The sequence below is a fragment of the Streptococcus sp. DAT741 genome, assembly GCF_009866825.1.
GTDB lineage: Bacteria > Bacillota > Bacilli > Lactobacillales > Streptococcaceae > Streptococcus > Streptococcus ruminantium.
In genome coordinates this window covers 858,070-875,450 of record NZ_CP019557.1, presented here as the reverse complement: position 1 = coordinate 875,450, position 17,381 = coordinate 858,070, and the positions used below count along the sequence as shown (strand labels likewise).

General features: G+C 38.0%; 19 protein-coding genes. 3 read left to right on the top strand and 16 right to left on the bottom strand.

Annotated elements, in window-relative coordinates; genetic code table 11:
* Positions 1–130 precede the first annotated feature (130 nt).
* The 8 genes from BZG42_RS04200 to BZG42_RS04170 all read right to left on the bottom strand — a co-directional run bounded on the left by BZG42_RS04200 (position 131) and on the right by BZG42_RS04170 (position 6,858).
* Positions 131–1,057: a bifunctional riboflavin kinase/FAD synthetase gene (locus BZG42_RS04200; RefSeq protein ID WP_120171590.1), complete on the bottom strand. Its 927-nt coding sequence runs from the start codon at positions 1,055–1,057 to the stop codon at positions 131–133.
* A gap of 31 nt (positions 1,058–1,088) precedes the next feature.
* Positions 1,089–1,964, bottom strand: a complete 876-nt coding sequence (truB, locus tag BZG42_RS04195; RefSeq protein WP_024531685.1) for a tRNA pseudouridine(55) synthase TruB — start codon at positions 1,962–1,964, stop codon at positions 1,089–1,091.
* Positions 1,965–2,017: 53 nt separating this feature from the next.
* Positions 2,018–3,343 carry a DUF438 domain-containing protein gene (locus BZG42_RS04190; protein WP_155963853.1) on the bottom strand — a complete coding sequence of 442 codons (1,326 nt, stop codon included), beginning with the start codon at positions 3,341–3,343 and terminating at the stop codon, positions 2,018–2,020.
* Positions 3,340–3,573, bottom strand: a complete 234-nt coding sequence (locus tag BZG42_RS04185) for a DUF1858 domain-containing protein (RefSeq protein ID WP_024531683.1) — start codon at positions 3,571–3,573, stop codon at positions 3,340–3,342. Before BZG42_RS04185 ends, BZG42_RS04190 begins: the two co-directional genes overlap by 4 nt.
* A 2-nt stretch (positions 3,574–3,575) precedes the next feature.
* Positions 3,576–4,691 (bottom strand): AAA domain-containing protein, encoded by a 1,116-nt coding sequence (locus BZG42_RS04180; RefSeq protein ID WP_227986028.1) that lies wholly within the window; start codon positions 4,689–4,691, stop codon positions 3,576–3,578.
* Positions 4,663–5,289, bottom strand: a complete 627-nt coding sequence (locus BZG42_RS10075; RefSeq protein ID WP_227990316.1) for an AAA domain-containing protein — start codon at positions 5,287–5,289, stop codon at positions 4,663–4,665. Before BZG42_RS10075 ends, BZG42_RS04180 begins: the two co-directional genes overlap by 29 nt.
* 67 nt (positions 5,290–5,356) lie before the next feature.
* The gene (locus BZG42_RS04175) at positions 5,357–6,574 is read right to left on the bottom strand and encodes a site-specific integrase (RefSeq protein WP_155965681.1); all 1,218 of its coding nucleotides are present in this window, start codon (positions 6,572–6,574) and stop codon (positions 5,357–5,359) included.
* An 80-nt stretch (positions 6,575–6,654) separates the two neighbouring features.
* Positions 6,655–6,858, bottom strand: a complete 204-nt coding sequence (locus BZG42_RS04170; RefSeq protein WP_002262306.1) for an excisionase — start codon at positions 6,856–6,858, stop codon at positions 6,655–6,657.
* Between BZG42_RS04170 and BZG42_RS04165 the strand changes: the two genes are divergently transcribed.
* Entirely contained in the window at positions 6,857–7,096 is a 240-nt protein-coding gene (locus BZG42_RS04165; protein WP_155965679.1) for a hypothetical protein, read from the top strand. The genes BZG42_RS04170 and BZG42_RS04165 overlap by 2 nt on opposite strands.
* A gap of 197 nt (positions 7,097–7,293) precedes the next feature.
* Here the strand turns inward: BZG42_RS04165 and BZG42_RS04160 are convergent, their stop codons facing one another.
* From BZG42_RS04160 to BZG42_RS04150, 3 genes are all read right to left on the bottom strand, one after another.
* Positions 7,294–7,524 (bottom strand): helix-turn-helix domain-containing protein, encoded by a 231-nt coding sequence (locus BZG42_RS04160; RefSeq protein ID WP_106083821.1) that lies wholly within the window; start codon positions 7,522–7,524, stop codon positions 7,294–7,296.
* Positions 7,521–7,943: a sigma-70 family RNA polymerase sigma factor gene (locus BZG42_RS04155; protein ID WP_155972104.1), complete on the bottom strand. Its 423-nt coding sequence runs from the start codon at positions 7,941–7,943 to the stop codon at positions 7,521–7,523. The genes BZG42_RS04160 and BZG42_RS04155 overlap by 4 nt, the downstream gene beginning before the upstream one ends.
* A gap of 322 nt (positions 7,944–8,265) precedes the next feature.
* The gene (locus BZG42_RS04150) at positions 8,266–8,883 is read right to left on the bottom strand and encodes a peptidase E (RefSeq protein WP_155965675.1); all 618 of its coding nucleotides are present in this window, start codon (positions 8,881–8,883) and stop codon (positions 8,266–8,268) included.
* Between the two features lie 90 nt (positions 8,884–8,973).
* On the opposite strand from BZG42_RS04150, the gene BZG42_RS04145 reads away from it, so the two are divergent.
* Positions 8,974–9,915 (top strand): helix-turn-helix transcriptional regulator, encoded by a 942-nt coding sequence (locus BZG42_RS04145; protein ID WP_155965673.1) that lies wholly within the window; start codon positions 8,974–8,976, stop codon positions 9,913–9,915.
* Between the two features lie 82 nt (positions 9,916–9,997).
* Positions 9,998–10,414, top strand: a complete 417-nt coding sequence (locus BZG42_RS04140) for a pyridoxamine 5'-phosphate oxidase family protein (protein WP_155965671.1) — start codon at positions 9,998–10,000, stop codon at positions 10,412–10,414.
* Positions 10,415–10,492: 78 nt separating this feature from the next.
* On the opposite strand, the gene BZG42_RS04135 is transcribed toward BZG42_RS04140, so the two are convergent.
* Genes BZG42_RS04135 through BZG42_RS04115 form a run of 5 tightly spaced genes read right to left on the bottom strand, consistent with a single transcriptional unit; the run spans position 10,493 to position 17,322 of the window.
* The gene (locus BZG42_RS04135; protein ID WP_155972103.1) at positions 10,493–11,404 is read right to left on the bottom strand and encodes a conjugal transfer protein; all 912 of its coding nucleotides are present in this window, start codon (positions 11,402–11,404) and stop codon (positions 10,493–10,495) included.
* Between the two features lie 15 nt (positions 11,405–11,419).
* The gene (locus tag BZG42_RS04130) at positions 11,420–12,421 is read right to left on the bottom strand and encodes a bifunctional lytic transglycosylase/C40 family peptidase (RefSeq protein WP_155965667.1); all 1,002 of its coding nucleotides are present in this window, start codon (positions 12,419–12,421) and stop codon (positions 11,420–11,422) included.
* Entirely contained in the window at positions 12,418–14,496 is a 2,079-nt protein-coding gene (locus BZG42_RS04125; protein ID WP_155965665.1) for a CD3337/EF1877 family mobilome membrane protein, read from the bottom strand. The genes BZG42_RS04130 and BZG42_RS04125 overlap by 4 nt, the downstream gene beginning before the upstream one ends.
* Before the next feature lie 2 nt (positions 14,497–14,498).
* Positions 14,499–16,946 (bottom strand): ATP-binding protein, encoded by a 2,448-nt coding sequence (locus BZG42_RS04120; protein WP_155965663.1) that lies wholly within the window; start codon positions 16,944–16,946, stop codon positions 14,499–14,501.
* Positions 16,930–17,322, bottom strand: a complete 393-nt coding sequence (locus BZG42_RS04115; protein ID WP_155965661.1) for a conjugal transfer protein — start codon at positions 17,320–17,322, stop codon at positions 16,930–16,932. Before BZG42_RS04115 ends, BZG42_RS04120 begins: the two co-directional genes overlap by 17 nt.
* Between the last annotated feature and the right edge of the window lie 59 nt (positions 17,323–17,381).

The following is a 17,381-nucleotide window of genomic DNA, read 5'->3' as shown; positions in this document are numbered from 1 at the left end:
GCCAATCTTCACAACTAGTGTTTTTCAAAGTATTTTGCTACCTAGGAGAACTTGTACATCTAGCGCAGTATTAACAATTTGGTGAGAGGGGTGGATGACAAATTGAATAGATTCGACAGCTACATGAGCTTCAACGGACATAGTCTTCCCACTGCAAAGCAAACTTCTCGTCAGATTTCATCTGCTCCATCAAACTATTGATACCATCAAACTTAATCATATCTCGAATTTTCTCTAGCCAAAAAATCGTTATTTTTTTACCGTAAATAAAACGATTGAATCCAAAAATATGGGCTTCAATCCGTAGCTCAGTCCCATCAAATGTAACATTCTTTCCTACACTCGTCATAGCTCGGTAACGCCTACCATCCACTTCAACATCTGCTACGTAAACACCATCAGAAGGCAGATGAACTCGATCAAATGGAGCTAGATTAGCAGTTGGATAACCGATTGTCCGACCTCTGGCATCCCCATGAACAACAAGCCCTTCTGTCATAAAAGAATAGCCCAAAAGTTGGTTAGCTAAAGAAACATCTCCTGATCGAATTGCCTGACGAATACGAGTTGAAGATATTTTCTCACCACCTAAGCTAACCTGCTCAACAACTTCCACTCTCCCCTCAAATAGGGTTGATAAAGCTTGCACATTTGCTCTGCAATTACCAAAATGATAATCAAACCCAGCTACTATAACCTTGGCGTTTACTCCTTTGATATAACGCTCTACAAATTCCTCTGGTGTATTGCTAGCAAACTCACTGGTAAACGCCGTTAAATAAAGATTATCCACTCCGTATTTTTCCAATAAGAGATAGCGCTGCTCTTGACTCGTTAAATGTAGTAGAAGTTCCGGCTCAAAACGCGAAAAAGCCAAACGAGGAGACTCTGGAAAGGTTAAGACAGTCACTGTTAATCCCTGCTCGTTTGCTATTTTTCTTGCTCGTTCTAGCAAGGCTTTATGCCCAAGATGAAGCCCATCAAAGTAGCCCAAAACCAATACCGTTGGCTCGTTTTGATGCAATTCTGTATAGTCTTTAATCGTTGTAATCTTCATATATTTATTTTATCACAGTTACAGAAATCTTTTAAAGTAAAACCTTGCTTGGTTTATAGACTTGGTCTCTTTTTTCAAAAACAGCAATGAGCTTACCAGAATGAAAACCAGCCAACCGTTCCTTCTCTGAGTCCAGGTCCACAAACCGTCCAAATGTGGCGTCTATGACTTGTTCATCCGTCAACTCGATAATCGGTAAATCTCCAATCCCCTGTTCAATCGGATGTAAGAAACTAAGATCTCCTTGAGCTACCTTCCTCGCAATTTCTTCTAATGTCAAGGCATCTTCTAGCTTCATTCCCGCAGAGCCTGTCCGCTCCAGCTTGGACATGTGGCTAGCATAGCCCAACTTGCTCCCCAAATCAACAGATAGAGTTCGAACATAGGTTCCCTTACCACAACGAACACGAAATGTGAAGCGTGCACAGTTATTAAGTAGTTGGATAGGACTAGTTCGCTCAAAACTATAAATATCAACTTGACGTTTCGGCCGTTCAACTACTTCACCTGCACGGGCATAGTCGTACAACTTACGTCCATTGACCTTAACTGCTGAATACATAGGCGGAATTTGAGTAATGGTTCCAACAAAACCTTTCATGGCATCATCAACTACTTGCTCAGCTATCTCTAAAACTGGTGTCTGCTCTAAAATATCACCTGAAGCATCTTCTGTTGTAGTCGAATAACCAATGGTAATTTCCCCCTCATAGACTTTCCCCTCTTCTTGCATAAACTCAATCATACGAGTAGCCTTTCCAACTGCAATGGGGAGAACTCCTGTCACATCTGGATCTAGGGTTCCACCGTGACCGATCTTCTTTTCCTGCAATATCTTGCGTAGCTTAAATACAGCATCATGCGAGGTCATGCCTGCTTCTTTTTTTAGGTTAATAATTCCTGAAATCATGCTTTCATTATAACACAAAGGACCACTCTTGTGAGCAGTCCGATAAGAATTTATATATCCCGATGAAACTCGCCCTCTAGATCAAAGAAGGGTTGAATATCTTGAACGTACTCCAGAACTCCTTGAAACTCACCTTGATTATCACGAACAGCCTTATAGACTACATAAACAAATTTGCCCATGGTTTCTGACTTGAACCACATGGATACCTGTTCTTTTTGTCCTGTGCGGAGAAGATCAAAAATTTTCTTAACCTTATCAAGAATTTTTGGCGGGTGGCAAAGTTCAACATGGCGACCGATTTGACTGGGGGTCCGTTTAAAAATCATATCCTCAACAGGGTGGCTATCGTTATAATATTGGAAAATATCATCCTTGTTGACAAATGTCAGTTCAAGCGGTAAGTGGTTGAGAATTAAATTAGCTTGTTCAACAGACAGGTATCCATTACCAAAGGTTTGCGGGCTAGTTCGATCCTGAATCCGTTCTGATTTTTCCTTCGGTGTAAAAGTAATGGTGAACCGACCTTCTGGCGTGTCGATAATCTGTTGATTTGGCGCATCGATTTTCGGAGGATGAGGTTCCACTTCCTGCTCTGCTATTTCTCCAAAAACCTCCCGATGGGGTATCCACTTGGCTGTCGGTTTGACAATAGCATAACCGTAAACATTACTATCTTCCGCCACCTGGATCCAATCATCCTGAGTGAAAATCTCAAGTAAAATCATGAGAAGAATGGCCTCTTCCTTGAAAATCATTTCTTCGAATTCCTTAGCAAAAACTTCAAAGTTTTCTTTTAGAGCACTCATCTCACCACTCTCTAAAGATTGATAGGCGATTTTAAAGAGGTCACGAATCTCATCATCCACACCCCACATGACCTTCGGTGGTGCATCATGACCGTAACGTTCCATAATAGGGAAGAAGACTTTTTCCTTACGAGTATAGTGGTTTTCAAACTGTCCTAGAAGACTAAACTGGCGCTTCAAACCTTGAAGGAGCTGGGTTTGAAGTTCTGACTCTTTCACTTGATCATATTGATCTAAAATACGACGAATCCTAAGTAGTGCTGCCCGCAGAGCAAGGTTTTCTTGCTTAAAAACAGAGACAGGGTGACCTTCTTGATCAATATCCGCCACTTCTACATCAGTAATCGCTCCCTTGAAGAGGTTAGCATGGATATTGCAGAGACTCATGACATCCTCAAAGGTAATTCCTGTATCACTAGACATGAGCTCATGTTCCATCATGGAGATTTCTAAGGCAGAAACCCCCGTAAAATGCTGATTAAACTGAGCTTGGACTTCTTCTGGGTTCGCTCCATTGTGCAAATCCAAAAGAATACGTTTCAAAATCTCAATACGTTGGTTATTCATTCTTGTTCTCCTACCACATCATAGCCATTGTATTCCAGAACCTGCTGGATACGCTCAAGTGGAATCTTGGTCATCTTAGAACCTGTCTTAAGACTAGTCACCTTGCCAACTGTATGTAGCATAGCAGGATTAGCTAGGGGCTTAAAACCAAGGTCAATTAAGAGTTCTTTAACTTCGGGGTGCTGACTGATAATATCTGCCACAGGCAGATTTAGGTCGATTGTGTTCATATTTATTCTCTCCTTAATACTTCGTCCAAGACTTTTATCAATCTTTGTTTTTCCTGACTCTCATTGGTTTTAAATCTTACCAAAGGAATACCACATTTTCCCAAAATAGTATCCTTCATGCTATCGCGTTTAAATTGCGTACTGTTAACTTTATGAAAAGCATAACCATCTACCTCTACAGCTAGAACAGGCTCCTTCGTTAATCTATTAGTGATTAAGAAATCAAGATGAGTATTCCCATGACTTGCATAAATTGCCTCAGACTCTGTTAGTAAGTCAAAATTTTTCACAAGATTTCTCAATTTATAAGAATGTATAACATCTAAGTTATTATATTTCTCATCACTGGTAAATATTTCTTTTATCAAATGATACATCAAATTTTCAGAATCGTACCTAGATAGTCTTTTACGCTTACTAAGGTATTCTTTCCGCTCTTTCTCATACTGCTTATATAAATAATCAAAAATGGAATAAATCGGACTTTCTCTCACCTCAAAATTGTTATACTGTATATACCCCAATAAATCGCTGATGTTTTTATCTAATGATTGCTCATTCCCGGTCATAACAATAAATAGTTTACTCTTAGCTCTCGAAATGGCTACATTAAGCAAATATGGATCATCAGTAAACCTTGTTATATTATTATCAACAGTCGTAATGATAATTGTATCTTTTTCTCTTCCCTGAAACTTATGGACTGTATCACTCTCTAAATAATTAATTTGTTCCTGTAATTTAGTTTTTTGTTTTCGATAAGGTGTTATAACACCTGTCTGCTCTCTATCGGTATCGTAATTGGGAATAATGTCTTTTAAAATAATATTGATTTCTCTCTGACTATAATGCTCCCTTGCATGATTCCCTTTGGGTGTCCGAATAGCCTGTAGAACATTTTTTTCTCCATTATCTATCGTCATAATAATTAAGTCGCCATTATAAAATTTTTGATTACAGAAATTAATGATTTTGGGATGGCATCGATAATGTTCCCTCAACAGTACTTCTGGAATATCCGGTATCACATCCAATACTGATTGAAGAAAACTATTTGTATATTTATAGCCATAGCTAACTCTATACTCATTAAAGTTGAAGACTCTTTTGTTTGACATCTTTTGTCACAATATGTGGTAGTTGTTTACTGTCTCCTACAATCACTGCATTCTGTGCACAAGATAGTGCTAATGCACCTGTTGCTATATCAACTTGTGAAGCTTCATCTATGATTAAATAATCATAAATGACATCTCTTCCTAAACTTGTTGTCGACGAGAATGTTGTACTAAGAATAACAGGGTATTCTGAGAGTACTCGTTCCGATTGTCTCTGTAAATCTTCCTCAGAAAATTGTACCCTCCTTCCCCCTTTTCCATACTTATTAGCAAGATACCCCTTTAAAATTTTTAAAGAATCGCTAGTTAGATTATCCAAAATTTCATTGCCATTTAAGAAAGCCATCTCTTCTAAGAGGCATTTTATTGTTTCTTTTATTTCTTTTTGTTTATATTGATAAAACATATTTTGAAACTGTGTTGTCAAATTAGGTAATTCCAGTTTGTAAAATTCCCAGTTTCTAATTCCGTAGAATAAAAAATTTTTTATATTTAAACATATCACAAATTTTCCATTATCATTTTGAATATTCTTAAATGCTCGTAAAGCCTTACTGTATAGGCTTTCTGGCGTTTTTCCTTTAGGAAGATACTTCACGTTTCTTTGTATAATCTGTTATGAATTGATTGTCAAAAGTGGTAAAAGGGTAGTAAATTCATTTCTTCTAAGCGACTGAATGTCTTGCTTGATGTTCTTTCTCCAAGCGTTTCATTTCTTCCATAGCCGAATTACAGGTCGCATGTGCATAATAGTTTAATGTCATAGTTATGTTTGCATGACCCATAATATATTGCAGGGCTTTGGGATTCATACCGGCATTGGCACAGTTGGTACAGAATGTATGTCTAAGTGTGTGCGGTGTGATATGTGGCAATTTTTCCTCATGGTATTTGTTGTACTTTTTAATGAGGTTTCTCAATATGCTGTTAAAATCACATGCTGTTTTAGGATAGCCTTTTCTGTTGAGAAAAAGAAAACTGCTGTATCCGTCAATCTCAACACACTTTCTGTCACCTTGCTTTGCCAATACTCTTTTCAATGCCTGATAGGTAGCTTCAACCATTGGTATTTGTCGCTCACTGCTTTTGGTTTTAGGTGTTTCGATGTAATACCAAAGTTCCGTGTTTCTTAGTAGCTGATGGTCAACCGAGATAAGATGATTTTCAAAATCCAAATCTGAAACAGTCAGACCGCATAGCTCTGAAATGCGAAGTCCTGTTTTTAACAGTATCAGAATTTCATCATAATTCTTTTGATATATTTTATCGGACTTTGCAAAATCAAGCAGTCTTGTTTCTTGTTCTAATGTTAATACTGTTTTAGGAACGGTATCATCATCAATAACAGTATTAAGCTGAAAATCAAAGGGATTCTTTCTTACATAATCATCTTGTATCGCAATGTAAAAAGAAGCTCGCAATGACCGCTTATAGTTATTGATGGTTGAATAAGCAAAGCCGTTTTCGCTCATTCTGATAGCCCATTCTTTAGCGTCAGACGGTTTAATGCTGTCTATGCTTCTTGCTCCCAGCTTATCGGTTTTCAAAATTTCCATCAGATATTTACGCCCGTTTTTTGTATTTGCTTTTACATTAGGACGCTGGGAATTTTGCTTAGCGTAAAGCTGGCAAAGTGTCATCTTCTTGCCGACAACATCAATTCCATCTTGAACATCTTTTTGTATTTCTGCAATTCTTTCACGTAATGAGATACAATCCCGTTTACCTGCCGGAACTCTGTCCGTAGCCACCAGTTTCCATGAATAGATAAACTGTGTTTCTCCAAATGAATCTACATATTTGTATAAGTATCTTCCGTCTTTTCTCTGGCTCTCTCCAGTCCTCAAAATCCGACCTTTATGGTCACGCCTTTTTTCTGACATGGTATCTGCTCCTTTCCTGTATGGAAAGAGCCTTGATACGACTTGATACGATTATACCATACATATTCAAGACCCTTACACTATATGACATCTAATGTATCTATTACTTTTTCAAATTGTTTTCGCTTAATCTGAATCCTGTTTCCGTTCATAATCAGCCAGCCTGCATTTTTATTTTCCTCTGCTAAACGACGGAGCTTATTTTCACCGATACGGAAATATTTAGCAGCTTCTTCAATCGTCAGCGTGTAGCGTTCCCAGATTGGAACATCAACTTGATTCATGAAATCAGTCCTCCTTTCAAATTTTTGTTTTACAAGCAGTCAAACAGCCTTGGCAAGGCTCACGGGAATCTCACCCCTGCATGGTTCTCATGTAGCCGTACTCATTGCCTGCGACGCTTCTAACGCTCGGACTGTGACTATACGGGAGTATCATTATGTCAATAAGAAAGTCATGGCAATCATCTTGCTAATGATGATTTATGGAATGCCGGTAGGAATCGCTCGCTGTCATTTCTGACAGGTCATGGCGTATCGGTTCCATCAGCTCGTTTCTTACCGCAACGTATTTGACCGCTTTATTCAGTTTTCAAAGAACATAGGGGCTTATTCGCCTGCAAAAACATATAAAAGGATATATGCTTTGGCAGAATAACAAACCTCTCCAGTCGGGAAGCGTGGAAACATCATCACGCTTCCACGAAAAGAGAGCGTGTGTCACTTGATTTCAAATGACAAAATCTTTGTAATCAGTCTTGTTTCCATTCGTCCACGCAAAACCTCATCAACAACCATGCTTTGATTTCCGTACTCATCTTTCATCAGACGCAGGGAGCGTTTTGTCATATATCCCCGATAGTGCCGGATAATCTGATTGATTGCTTCCGCATTGCCATCAGTAGCCTTTACAATGAGAGGAAAGGGAACAAGAGAATAATTCTTTTTCATTCTTCAAATTCCTCCATAAACTTTTTCATCATGGCAAGTCCGCTGGTTCTGTGTCGGTAAACAGTGGAACGGTTAAGTTTCAGCATGTCAGCAATTTCTGAATCGCTCATATCCATAAAATAGAACAGGAGCAGAATATTCCGTTTATTGCTTGGTAAATTCCGCAGTGCTTCGCTTAGCAGGTCATTCTCAATACCAATGGATATGCTGTTCAGTGTGAAAATCTGAAAATCCGTTGAATAACTGTCTGCTGTTGCAAACTGGCTGACAAGATAATCGCCAATTTCCGAAAAGGACACTTCATGCTTTGCAAGTCTGGAAAGCTGTTTGAAATAGTCTTTTCGTTCATCTTCCATAGCTCGTTTGCAGATATAGTCAAACTGATTTTCTATCGTTGCCTGAAAAGATGATGGTTTCATGTTCTCACCTCCCTTCTCTGGATTGAAAGGAAGTGAGTTTTGCCCCTTTGCCTCCTTTCACTCTTAGTCCCGACGTGAAAGGGGGATTTGTTGCATTGCCGGTCAAAAACTTTTAAAATTTTAAAATAATGAAAAAGCACACAAACAGGTGAATGGCTCTGTTTGTGTGCCTTTACTTTTTATAGAATCAGTGAGATGAAGTTAATCCATACATTCACTAAATCCTGAAATAAAATATATCTGCTATCTCAGGATAAGTATAATTTGCGATAATATGTGGCTTTAATCATGTTTTTTAGAATTTTTATAAGTGCTATCTACATTAGTTTTTCAGAATAGTCACTTTATCACCTTCTACTAAAATAACTTCATCATTGCTTATTGGTTGCAAGGCTAATTTTGTCGAATATTTTTCTACAATATTACTTGTTATTTTTTGAAAAGGTGAATTCAAATAATGAGGAACAGTATAGAAATCTACTATCCTAAGTGCTTCATAATTACTTAAATTGGGGGCTTTTTTTATACTATCCATAGAACTTATATATTCAATATTAGGAGCTGTAATGATTGCTCCCGCAGATTCTCCTATATAAATTTTCCCCGAATTTATTGCATTTTTAATTAGTACGTCTGAACCTGTTCTCTTCATTTCCTGCAATAAAAAGAATGTATTTCCACCGGTAACATAAATTATGTCGTTATCAGCTATCTTAGCTTTCATCTCCTTTTCATTTGCCGTTGATAGATCCAGCACATCAACAATCGCCCCTAAGTTTTCTAACGCTTTCTTTCCTGAATTCACAAAGAAATTAACTTTTTCAACATTACTTGCTGTTGGTATAAACACTATCTTTTTTTCATGTAATTCACCTGCAAATTCAGGAAGAAAAGTAGCTACTTCTTTGAAATAAGATGTTAAAAATAATTTTCTGACCATTTGTTTTCACCTCGTATTTTTCTTTCACTTATAGTATAATATATAAAGGTTTCAAAATATGACACCTTTATGTTTAGAGGAGATGTTTGAATGAATAAATCAGAGCGACTTAATGATATGATGATATATTTAAATAATAAGAGCTATTTTAACTTAACAGATTTGATGGAGAAATATAATATCTCAAGAAGCACTGCAATTAGAGATGTTCAATCTTTAGAACAGATTGGAATGCCAATATTTTCGGAACATGGCAGGTATGGAAGATATGGAATTTTAAAGAACCGATTACTTTCACCTATTATTTTTACCACTGATGAAATGTATGCGATGTACTTCTCCATGCTGACACTAAAAGAGTATCAATCTACTCCTTTTGATTTAGACCTACAGAAACTAAAACTGAAATTTGAATCCTGTATCTCTAAAGAACATAAGCTGAATTTGGACAGAATGGAAACAGTATTCAGCTTTACATCTTTAAAGCAAGTGAATAATTGTCCATTTTTGAAAGATGTATTGTATTTATCAATTAACTATTCTGTATGTGATATTACTTATAAAAGCAAAAATAATGATTATAAATACACTGTACAATTTTTGAATGTATCTACATCGTTTGGTCAATGGTATGTAACAGCATATAATTATGATAATGACAAAATGCAAGTATTTCGTTGTGATAAAATTCTTTCTTTATCTATCAATGAAAATAAAGAGCCTGTTGACAACTATAGAATTGAAACTTTGAAAAAAAAGAATTTCAAGGAAAAGAATTCTACCGATTTTGAAGTAAGTATAACAGAAAAAGGTGTAGATTTATTTATAAAAGAAAATTATCCATCAATGACATTAATTTGGTGTAACAATACACCGATTATTAAAGGATACTACAACAAAAATGAGGAAGATTTTATCTCAAGTTACTTTTCTATTTTTGGAAAAGAAATTATTTCAATTAATCCACCTGAATTAAAGGAATTGATTATTAAAAAAATAGACGATAATATGACTTATATCAAATCTCTTTAAGTTTGTAGCTAAATTTTAAAGGTTTCAAAATTTGATACTTTTATTCTGTATAATTAAAGTATAAAAAAGGAGGTTTTCTTAAATGAATACAAAAACAGAATTTTTAAAAATTATGGCTGAACAAACAGAAATAGCCTTAGCAACATCTGTAAATAATGTTCCAAATGTGAGAATAGTAAATTTTTATTTTGAGCCGGCTGAAAATATACTTTACTTTTCATCTTTTAAAGGGAACGACAAAGTCAAAGAAATAAAGTCAAATCCATACGTGGCATTTACCACAATTCCTCACTCAGGAAATGAACATGTCAAAGCTAAGGGGATAGTTCAAAAAAGTCCCAAAACTATTTTTGATATTGCTGAGCAATTTATTGCTAAAATTCCGGATTACAAAGATACTATAGAATATGCAGGGGAATCCTTGATTTTATTTGAAGTAAGATTTGATACGGCTATAGTTACAAAGGATTTAGACACAATTAAAACATTAAAGCTGTAAATTGTACCTATTTATCAAGGTAAAGACCTGAAAATTAATAAACTCTTATTTTTCAGGTCTTTTGGTTGTTAAGAAAGATTACTTTATAATCTTCCAATTCCCCTCATTCTTTTCAAGCGTCAGGCTGAACTGTGATACCTGCGTTGCTTTGGTCTGTGGGTCAAGATACTTTACTGCTAAAGATACCGTAACCTGATTTTCTTTGCGGTTATAAATCGGATTGACAAGTTCCTGAAAGACATACTCTTTACCGACCTGATTTAAGACTTTATCTGCCACATAATAGGATAATTCCTTTTGCGTAGCGGTAGGATAGAGCTTGAAAAAGGTGGTTAAAAAGTCGTTTATTTCATTCGTGGTAACGGAATCAACTGTACCGTCGCTTTCCACCATTTTTGGTTGATAGGAAGATTTTGCCGGTGTACTGGTGATGGTAGGATTCTTAATTATCACCATATTTCCGGAAGCGTCCACATAGACGCTGACAAAATAAGAGGATTGTATATTTTTCTTGCTTTCTCCCTCTGTAATACCCTGTTCTACACTGTATGTCACATCAAAGGTATTGTCACCAGTATTCTTGACGCTCCATATCTGAAAGCCTTGAAGTGTAGAAGATACAGGTATATCCTTTCGCACCGTGTCATTGTTAAGAGCTTGCAGTTCTTCTGTCAGATAGTTTTTCAGTGTTTTGTTTCGGTTATCAATCGAGAAGCTGTTTTGTTCCCATGAGTAGTAGACTTTCGCAAATTTCTCTACAAAGTTTTCTACATTGTGAGTATCCGTATATTCCTTTTCTATGACCTTGGTTTCATGAATCGTATGGGTATCTATTGCCGTGAAATGCTTAAATACCGCAAAGCTAAAGCTGATTCCTAAGAGTATCCACAGGGCAATCACTATCTTTTTTCGAGGATTCACCTTATGAATACGGGGTTTCTTGGTTTTTAAAAGCTGTTTCTTATCTTTTTTATGATTGATGAATTTCATGTTTTTATTCCTTTCTTATCGTTTTATTCGTCCTGCTCCTGCCAAATGCTGCTTCCAGTAGGAGCTTGTCAGGTCGGTATAGCCTATCGGGTCGCCGGCATGATACATGCGGTTATTTCCGATATAGATTCCGACATGAGTAATATATGTTCCTGCATTATAGGTAGAGTGGAAGAATATCAAATCTCCTGCCTGTGCGTCCGATAATGAGATATGCCATGTAGCGTCATACTGTGCTTGTGCGGTTCTTGGCAAAGAAATACCGGCTTTTCCATAACACCACTGCACCAGCCCTGAACAGTCAAAGGAAGTAGTGGGAGAAGCTCCGCCATATACATACTTCCAGCCCTCATATTTGAGAGCTTCATTCATAATCTCCTGTGTGGTTTCATTATCAAATTTAGCTGTTACAAGGTACTGTTTGACCAAAGCCACATAGAACATATTTCCATAATTGTATCGCCAGCCCCCGTTGATGGAGATGGCAATAGGATTGGAATAGCTCACCCTTGTACCGCCGGAATGCTCTTTTGCAAAACTTTGAGCCAATTCAAAACTGTATTTTTGGCCACGACGGGCAACATAATCTAAGAAGCCACCGCCATAGTTATAGGACTGAATGACACAATCAAAATCCACATCTAAACGCTTACTGCTTGCCAGAAGCTCACTGAAATACTTTACCCCTTGTTTGATAGAGCTTTCCGTATCCAATGAGTTCGGGGGAAGTCCCAGCGATTCCGATGACTGCATAACGTCCTTTGCCGTACCGCCGGATTCTACCTGTATAATGGCAAGCAATACATTCGCATATTCACTGACGCCATATTCCTTAGCGTATTTATCTACCATCGGCTTGTGTGCCAAAACCTCTTTAGAAACGGTCGCACCACCAAATTGACCGTTCCCAAATCCGCTGTCCTGTTCATCGGAAACTAAGATTGTGATAAACAAGAGCAGAGAGAAGATAAATACGAAAAAACCGAAAAAGCCGATGAGAAGATGTTTTAATTTCATGACGGCTTACCTTGCTCTTTTTTTATCTTGGCGGATTGTAACGGTCTGCTTTTAATATTCACAGTCTGCGTTCTTTGAATGACAGGAGCTTGCCTTGTTATTCTAAATTGTGGTGGATTTTCTCTTGATATTTCCGATTTTTGTACGGTTCGCTCCTGCGTATTCGTTGATTGAGGTTTTCTTACGGATTTTTGCAATTCTCGTCCTTGAACAGTTTTCTCTTGTGCTGTCATTGGTCTTTCATGGACAGATGAAGCAGGTCTTTTCTCTGTTTTTGCCATTTCCATTTCCAAACGGCGTTCGGCAATGGTCTGTCGTCTTGCTTCCTGCTTCTGCTTACGTCTGTCTGCTCTATCTGTCCTTGTTTTAGAGATACCACCAGTAAAATCATTCAGATTTTCTCTGATTTTGTTTTTCCCTTGAAAGATGGCATATCTTGCGTTTGTCGGCAGTTCAGCGACCTGTTCTTTGAATTGGCTGACAGATTCCGCTATCGTATCTTTCGTATCCGCTACTGTTCCGACACTTTGTCCGAGCCTTGCTCCCAGTGAAGTAGTCTGTTTGCTTTGTGGTCTGCTGTGGTTGGTCTGTGTTTTCGGAGAATGTACCGAGCCATCTCTATCCCTGTTTCTTTTACCGGCAACCGCAGAACCGACACCAAAAGCAGTCATAGAGCGTCCCAGTGTTCTTTGCAGACGGTGCATTTGTGCGTGCATAAGCATACGAGGTTTTCTCATCATACGGCTTCCGACACCTTGTGAATCATTGCTTTGCAGGGAAAACAGGCTCATCAAATCGCCCAGCTTAAAGTAAATGCCTGCAAAGGTCACTATTTGCAAAAAGGCGACCATAAAAAACGGATAGCCGGCAGACAGCGTATATAACATAGTCGAAATGCTAAAGGCAACCGTGATAATTAACGTAATTCCGGCACGTGTCAAAATAGTATTAAAGAGCTTTGTAATGGCTCTTTTGCTCATACAATCAAAGGTCGGTATCATGCTAAGCAGGAAACTGACGGGCAAAAACATGGCATAGATGATAAAAAGTATCTGTGAAAAAATCATAATGCCAGTCAGAAGAAAGACAAAGATAGAAATGCCGATATTAAAGAGGAACAGAAAAAACACCGTTCCCAACCTGCTAATTGTCTTTGTGATGGTCATGTTAGTGTTGTTATTATCCTCAATTTCTTCTTTGATGATAGTTTCTCTGTCCTCACCATTGTTGGAATCGGGACTGGTGGACAAAAGATTTTCCACACGGTCAGCACCAAGACTGTCCATATCTGTCGTTCCGTATTGGAGCAGTAGCCAAGGCTGTTTGACCTGAATGGAAAACAAGCTGTCCCTGATTAAATCCACACTGTCTTTTCCTTTTGCTTCGGAATCCGGCAAAGTGATTTTCGTACCAAGCGATAAGCTGGCATTGCTGATGTCCGAGGAAAAGTCATTGATTTTTGTAATATAATCCGGAGCATAAGCAATAAAGGAGGCAGACAGGATAAATACCAGTACAAAATTGGCTATCGCATGAACAGCTTTTGTTGTTTCCTTTTTGATAAGACCCGTATAGGTGACATAGATACCAAGTATCAAAATGAAAATCAGAAGAAAACCGACATAAAAGCCCTCTGATGATAGACCGCTTGAAGTAACACCGGCTAAGGTTTGCATATTCTTTCCGATGGCATTTGCCGTGGAAGAAATGAAATCCAGAGAATAGGCTTCTTTAACCAGATAACCTGTGGCATTTGAAATATACAGGCTGATTGTCCAGATAAAATTGGTAATCGCATAAAGTCCGTACATAACCTGCTTTCCGATTCCATCAATCCAGTTCCACGGCAACCAGTCCCAAGAGTTATCAACATAAAAATCAAGCTGATAATTTGACAGCGGATATTTGCTGTATTCGTTCGCCGTGTTTACCGTATCATCAACCAATCCTGCGGCATGTGCTACTGTTCCAATCATAGATAGGAATAGTAAGCTGATGATAATAATTACACCTGCTGTCAGTATGACTTTACCAATTTGCTTGAATATTTTTATGAAGTCTTTTTTTTGTTCCATACTTACACCTCGATTCTTGCAGGCGGTCTGGTATCAAAGGCATGTAGCAGTTCCTCAAATACAGGGTGAAACTGTATCACGCCAACACGCCCATATAAATCACTGATAAGACATTGCCCGTTTTCCAAGTTACGCAGACGTTTTTGGTTATATTCATCTTCGGGGTCAACACCAAAAAATTCCAAAGTCTTTTTTATCTCATTGATATCTGTGGAGCGAAAAGCAAATTTTAGTCCCAGATTGTTTTTTAGCTTTTCATCTAAGAGGTCATCTGTATTCTGTGTTACGAAATAGACACCTGCATTCATGGCACGTCCGGCACGCACTAATTTCATGGACAGGGTTTTGCCTTGAGCTACCTGTAAAAAGCTCCATGCTTCGTCCAAGTCCACAATCTTAAAAACACTTCTATCCGTATGGATAAAGTCCAAGGCAAAGGTACTGATAACAATAAGCATTGCCACGGATAACAGTTCCATTGTGGTATATTCTTCAAAATCCGTTTCCTTATCCGGAAGCACCAAATCGGCAACCTGTATGATATTTAACTGTTTTTCCAAACTGATGGATTGTTTTACTTCGCCGTCGCTAAAGAGAAGATGAGCAAAATCATAATCTGTGAAGCTTTCAATATGCTCTGCAATACTGATGGCTGTGGCACTTCCCTCAACTCTCAATTCCTCAATGACCTTTAATAAGCCCCTTACTTCACTGTTTGTTACGGCACGGATAGCTTTTCTAAGGACAGGGAAGCGGTCAGAATCACGGGAAGAAATTCCTGTTAAAAAGGTCAAAATGTCAATCGCAAGAGATTCTGAATCCTTTGGATTTTTCATAATCACATAAGGGTCAAGCAGTCCCATGTTTTTCTTTTCTGATGTCAGATTGACAATATTTATTTCATGAGCAATTTCAGGCAGGGTTTCTTTCCAATTTCCACGCTCCGCTTTCGGGTCAACGATAAGAGCCTGTGCCCCGAAAAGTACCGCATAATAGACAATCATGTTATTTGCAAAGGATTTTCCACCACCAAGAGAGCCGACAAAAGCGGAAGCTAAGGCATTGGTTACAGAGCCTTTTACGCCCTGTGAAGCAAGAGCCGGTTTCAGATAAACATTTCTTCCCGTATCCAGACTGTAGCCGACATAGATTCCGTCTTTTTCTCCAAGCATTTGTGTTGCTCCAAAGCCAAGTCCGGCAAGAAAATCCGAAGTCACATACTGGATATAGTCATTCATATAGCGTTTGCCGGCTGGCAGAAATTCCCCCTGCAAGCCAATCATATCGCCAAACGGTCGCACCAGCTTTACGCTTAAATCATCGTAAAAATCTTTCACCTCATCACAACGTCGTTTCAGCTCGTCAATATCATCAGCGGATACTCTTACCACATAGGAGAGCTTATACATGGATTCCTTGCTTTGGTCTAAATTACTTTCCAACTCGCTAACACTTTCTAAAGCGTCGGCAACATTGGAGCTGGTTTCATTGTCATTTTGCCAAGCGTGGTTATCTAAATCTTTTAATTCCTTTTTCTTATTTCTGACTGTCCCCAAAGCCTTTTTATTAGCTACAATTTCAACGTTCATGGAGGTATCAATCGGAAAGGTGAATTGCTGTTGTTGATAATAGAAAATTTCACTTGATGGAAAATCCAGCTCTCCGACAACGCTGTTGATAGTAAAGTAAGCTACATAGACTTCTCTTTCTTCCTGCTCAATCTTCAAATACCTTTGCTTTTCTTCTATCAGGCAACGGGTAGGCTTGATGAGGTCATAGTATTTAATCAGCGTTTCTCCATCTGTCTTTTTCTTTGAAAGATGGTAGGTGTAATCTTCATAGGCAATACCGGTCTGTCCGTAAATGTGCTCTATAAGGTAACCGAAATCATCTTCGTTTAACGGTCGGATTTTGAATCTTCTGGAAATCTTGTTTGAAAGCAATTTTTCCATTTTTGAGTAACGGAGAATTTCCTCATTATTCATACTGACGAAATCGCCCATCAGCCTGTGATTGACATCATAAATAAAGTCCAAAGCCGCATTTTTAGCTTCTTTTGTAAATCCTTTGACGGATAAATCCTGTTCGCCGGAAAGGAGCTTGAATCCGATATAAAAGCGGTAGTCCACCTGATTTTCTCCAATCATGGAAATCAGAGCCTCTGTCTGCTCATCAATTCTTTTTTCGGCAACTTCTTTTAATTTTCCGACCGCTTCCTTTTTGGAACGTTCCTGAACAGAGCGTATGCTTGATTCGGTACTGATTTGTAGAGCATGGATTTTTCCGTCACGATTTTGTGCGATAAGCTGTCTGAAAGAATCATGTACCTGTAATTTCTGCTCCGGACTTAAAAAAGAATAGTTGTAGGGAAGAAGTTCATAGTAGGCAAAGCATTCCCCGTCATGATTCCAAACCAGATTATTTTCAATATATTTAATGGGATATTTCATCGTATTCACTCCTAACTGCTGTAATTGTTTCCTGTATATTGCTTTTTCTTAGCTGTATGCTTTTGCCTGCATAGGTCAGCTTTGGTCTAAACCAAAAGGAAAATACCGACTTTAAAAATCCATAAGGCTTTTTCCCGTCGAATGTTTTCTGGCTCATAAACCAAGTCAAAATGACAGGGATTCCAAAATATTTTAAAAATGCCCCCTCAATCAAAGACAATGGCGGTAAATTTCCAAAGATTATGACTGCAAATACAGACACCACAAACCATGTCATTTGCGTAAAGGTGATGGGAAAAGGCAGCTTAAAATCATTGATAGAATAAAGTACCTTTTCCACCGACCAGATATTTGTATAGCTTCGTATTTTTTTCATTTCTGTTATCCTTTCATAGAAAAGGGATAGTCCGAAAACTACCCCTTAAATAAAAATAT

What these genes read in the sequence shown, in the direction of transcription:
- BZG42_RS04200 (WP_120171590.1), bottom strand. Translation starts at nt 1,057, where the DNA reads ATGAAGATTACAACGATTAAAGACTATACAGAATTGCATCAAAACGAG.
- BZG42_RS04190 (WP_155963853.1), bottom strand. Translation starts at nt 3,343, where the DNA reads ATGAATAACCAACGTATTGAGATTTTGAAACGTATTCTTTTGGATTTG.
- BZG42_RS04185 (WP_024531683.1), bottom strand. Translation starts at nt 3,573, where the DNA reads ATGAACACAATCGACCTAAATCTGCCTGTGGCAGATATTATCAGTCAG.
- BZG42_RS04180 (WP_227986028.1), bottom strand. Translation starts at nt 4,691, where the DNA reads ATGTCAAACAAAAGAGTCTTCAACTTTAATGAGTATAGAGTTAGCTAT.
- BZG42_RS04175 (WP_155965681.1), bottom strand. Translation starts at nt 6,574, where the DNA reads ATGTCAGAAAAAAGGCGTGACCATAAAGGTCGGATTTTGAGGACTGGA.
- BZG42_RS04165 (WP_155965679.1), top strand. Translation starts at nt 6,857, where the DNA reads ATGAAATCAGTCCTCCTTTCAAATTTTTGTTTTACAAGCAGTCAAACA.
- BZG42_RS04170 (WP_002262306.1), bottom strand. Translation starts at nt 6,858, where the DNA reads ATGAATCAAGTTGATGTTCCAATCTGGGAACGCTACACGCTGACGATT.
- BZG42_RS04160 (WP_106083821.1), bottom strand. Translation starts at nt 7,524, where the DNA reads ATGAAAAAGAATTATTCTCTTGTTCCCTTTCCTCTCATTGTAAAGGCT.
- BZG42_RS04155 (WP_155972104.1), bottom strand. Translation starts at nt 7,943, where the DNA reads ATGAAACCATCATCTTTTCAGGCAACGATAGAAAATCAGTTTGACTAT.
- BZG42_RS04150 (WP_155965675.1), bottom strand. Translation starts at nt 8,883, where the DNA reads ATGGTCAGAAAATTATTTTTAACATCTTATTTCAAAGAAGTAGCTACT.
- BZG42_RS04145 (WP_155965673.1), top strand. Translation starts at nt 8,974, where the DNA reads ATGAATAAATCAGAGCGACTTAATGATATGATGATATATTTAAATAAT.
- BZG42_RS04140 (WP_155965671.1), top strand. Translation starts at nt 9,998, where the DNA reads ATGAATACAAAAACAGAATTTTTAAAAATTATGGCTGAACAAACAGAA.
- BZG42_RS04135 (WP_155972103.1), bottom strand. Translation starts at nt 11,404, where the DNA reads ATGAAATTCATCAATCATAAAAAAGATAAGAAACAGCTTTTAAAAACC.
- BZG42_RS04130 (WP_155965667.1), bottom strand. Translation starts at nt 12,421, where the DNA reads ATGAAATTAAAACATCTTCTCATCGGCTTTTTCGGTTTTTTCGTATTT.
- BZG42_RS04125 (WP_155965665.1), bottom strand. Translation starts at nt 14,496, where the DNA reads ATGGAACAAAAAAAAGACTTCATAAAAATATTCAAGCAAATTGGTAAA.
- BZG42_RS04120 (WP_155965663.1), bottom strand. Translation starts at nt 16,946, where the DNA reads ATGAAATATCCCATTAAATATATTGAAAATAATCTGGTTTGGAATCAT.
- BZG42_RS04115 (WP_155965661.1), bottom strand. Translation starts at nt 17,322, where the DNA reads ATGAAAAAAATACGAAGCTATACAAATATCTGGTCGGTGGAAAAGGTA.